This window comes from Kitasatospora sp. NPDC007106 (assembly GCF_040634455.1).
GTDB classification, from domain to species: domain Bacteria; phylum Actinomycetota; class Actinomycetes; order Streptomycetales; family Streptomycetaceae; genus Kitasatospora; species Kitasatospora arboriphila.
On sequence record NZ_JBEYFP010000674.1, the window covers coordinates 1 to 3,220 of the forward strand.

The window sequence follows — 3,220 nt, forward strand, 5'->3', positions numbered from 1 at the left end:
CGGACCGGAGCGGGACGCCGCCCTCGGCCGCCGCCTCGCCGAGCAGTTCGGCCCGGACGACGTGCACCGCTCCGACGCCGACGACGCCGCCGCCACCGCCCTCCCGGACGCCGCCCGCTCCACCCTCGTCTGGGCCGGCCTGCCGGCCCGGGTCGAGGGCTTCTTCGAGGTGCTGCCGGGCCTGCCGGACGTCGCCGCCCACCTGGCCGCGACCGGCCGCGGCCGCCGCGTCCCGGACACCGCCCGCGCGGTGCTCGCCGAGTACGTGCTGCTCGGCACCGACGGGCACGCGTTGGTCGCGGTGCAGTGCGGCGACGGCGGCACCGGCACCGGCGAGGGCGTCGGCCGGGTCTGGGCGGTCGACCCGGACACCGGGACGGGCCGCTACCTCAACGCGGACCTGTCCTCGTACGTCCGCTGCCTCGCCCTGCTCGCCGCCCACCGCCCCGCCCGCCGCGGCCTCGACGCGCACGCCGCCGCCGAGGCCACCGACGGCTTCCAGCAGCAACTGGCCGCCCTCGACCCCACCGTCTTCCAGGACCCGGAGAACTGGTGGGCCGTCGTCGTCGAGCAGATGTGGGACGGCCTGCTCTGACCCCGCCCCGTCCGCGCGGGTGAGGGGCGGCGGCGGACGCCGGGCCGCGAAAACACCTGCACCGCCCCGAACACCCGCGGCAGACTGGCCCGATGGACGACACGATCACCCGACTGCCGCCCGCCGTCGCCGCGTTGCGGGCCGCCGGGGCCGCCCACGGCTTCACGCTCTCCTGCGAGGAGCGGACGGGCGCCCTCCTCGCCGTCCTCGCCGCCGCCCGGCCCGGCGGACGGATCCTGGAACTCGGCACCGGCGTCGGCGAGGGCACGGCCTGGCTGCTCAGCGGCATGGACGCCGACGCCCGGCTGGTCAGCGTCGAACTGGACGGCGCCGTACAGGACCTCGCCCGCGCCGAGCTCGGCGGGGACGGGCGCTGCGCGTTCGTCGCCGGCGACGGCGGGACCTGGCTGGAGGAGTACCGCGGCGAGCCCTTCGACCTCGTCTTCGCCGACACCTGGCCGGGCAAGTTCACCCACCTGGAACGGGCCCTGGACCTGGTCGCCCCCGGCGGCACCTACCTGATCGACGACCTGCTGCCGCTGCCCGACTGGCCCGCCGAGCACACCGCCGCCGTCGACCGGCTCGTCGGCCACCTGACCGGCCGCCCGGACTTCCGCACCGTCCGGCTCGCCTGGTCGACCGGCCTGCTCATGGCGGTGAGGACCGCCTGACCCCCACCGGGCCGCACCCGAACGACCGGCGCGGATGACGTGATCGCGCCCTTTACGGGCTCCCTACCCCGAACGGGGTTAGGGTCGGTGGCCATGGGGTTCGGGTGGGCCCGGCGCCTCCGCCGGCTGGGACGGCGTGCGCTGGTGGCATGGGTGGTTGCGGCGGTGCTGGTCGTCGTGGGGGCGATCGGCACCGCCGCCGGCGGTTCCGGGCCCGAGGTGCGCCAGGAGGACCGCTTCCTCGCCATGCCCGAGACACCGGGCAGCAGCGCGACCGTCCGCATCGACACCTCGTTCTTCACCACCGGTACCTCGCCACGCCCGGCGATCCTGCTCGCGCACGGCTTCGGCGGCTCCAAGGAGGGCGAACGCGACCGGGCCCGGCAGCTCGCCCGCGCCGGGTACGCCGTCCTCACCTGGTCCGCCCGCGGCTTCGGCCACTCCGGCGGCCGGATCGGCCTGGACGCCCCGGACCGCGAGATCCAGGACGTCACCCGGCTCGTCGACTGGCTCGCGAAGCGGCCCGAGGTGCAGCTCGACAAGGCCGGCGACCCGCGGGTCGGCATCACCGGCGCCTCCTACGGCGGCGGGGCCGCCCTGCTCGGCGCCGCCTACGACCCGCGGATCGACGCGGTCGCCGCCGGCATCACCTGGTGGAACCTCGCCGACGCGCTCTTCCCGCAGGCCGCCCAGGGCTCGACCGCCGCCGACGGCGTCTTCAAGAAGCTCTGGGCCGGCCTGTTCTTCACCACCGGCTCGGCCGGCGCCGCCACCGGCGGGCTCGCCGGCGCGCCCCGCGACGGACAGCAGGACGGACAGCAGGACGGGCAGCCCGGCGGACCGCAGGGCGCGGTCGGCTGCGGCCGCTTCCTCGACGAGCTGTGCACCATGTACAACCGGGTCGCCGCGGCCGGCCGCCCCGACGCCGAGGCGGTCGCGGTGCTGGAGAAGTCCAGCCCGTCCTCGGTCGCCGACCGGATCAAGGTGCCCACCCTCGTCGTCCAGGGCCAGCAGGACTCGCTCTTCCCGCTCGACCAGGGCGACCGGATCGCCAAGGCCGTCGCCGCCAACGGCGCGCCCGTCGCCGTCGACTGGTTCGCCGGCGGGCACGACGGCGGCACCGAGGGCAGCGAACGCACCGACGCCCGGGTCACGGCCTGGTTCGACCACTACCTGGCCGGCAAGTCCACCGGCACCGGCCCCGCCTTCCGGGTCACCCGCACCGGCGGCGTCGACTCCACCGGCTTCCAGGCCGTGCTGCGCGGCGCCGACGCCGACGCGTACCCGGGACTCGGCGGCACCGCCACCCGCAGCGTCGAACTCGCCGGCCGCGAGCAGACCGTCGCCAACCCGCCCGGCGGCGCCCCGCCGAACATCTCCACCGTCCCCGGCATCGGCGCGCTCTCCCAGGCCGCCGCCCTCGGCAGCGGCCTCGCCCTCGACTTCCCCAGCCAGTACGCCGCGTTCGACTCCGACCCGCTGACGACCGCGCTCGACCTCACCGGCCAGGCCCGTGCCTCGATCACCGTGCACGCCGACCGGCCCGACGCGGTGCTCTTCGCCAAGCTCTACGACCTCGGCCCGGACGGCAAGCAGACCCTGCCGCAGCAGCTCGTCGCCCCGCTGCGGGTCACCGGCGCCGACGCCCCCGGCGGCCGCACCGTGCAGATCGCGCTGCCCGCCGTCGACCACTCCTTCCCGGCCGGGCACCGGCTGCGGCTCGTGCTCGCCTCCACCGACCTGGCCTACGCCTCCCCGGCGCAGCCCGCCACCTACACCGTCTCCGCCGCCGGGCCGCTGACCCTCCCGACCGTGGCCGGCCTGCACACCGAGGCCGCCCCGCTGCCCGCCCGGGTCTGGGTGCTGCCGCTGCTCGCCGTCGCCGCCGCGGCCGGGCTGCTCCTGCTGCGCCGCCGGCGCCGCCCGCAGCTGCCCGCCGACCCGGCGCTCGCCG

The 3,220-nt window shown here is 77.2% G+C and carries 3 protein-coding genes; all 3 read left to right on the forward strand.

Annotation, left to right across the window (positions count from 1 at the left end; all coding sequences use genetic code 11):
- On the forward strand, positions 1 to 595 hold a 595-nt coding region (locus ABZ641_RS30540), incomplete at its 5' end, for an SUKH-4 family immunity protein (protein ID WP_359986989.1).
- A 92-nt stretch (positions 596 to 687) separates the two neighbouring features.
- Positions 688 to 1,266: a class I SAM-dependent methyltransferase gene (locus ABZ641_RS30545; RefSeq protein WP_344628114.1), complete on the forward strand. Its 579-nt coding sequence runs from the start codon at positions 688 to 690 to the stop codon at positions 1,264 to 1,266.
- A gap of 93 nt (positions 1,267 to 1,359) precedes the next feature.
- Positions 1,360 to 3,220: alpha/beta fold hydrolase (locus tag ABZ641_RS30550; protein WP_359986991.1), on the forward strand; the 1,861-nt coding region annotated here is incomplete at its 3' end.

Excerpts from the sequence above, each read along its gene's own strand:
- ABZ641_RS30545 (WP_344628114.1), top strand. The coding sequence starts at position 688 with ATGGACGACACGATCACCCGACTGCCGCCCGCCGTCGCCGCGTTGCGG.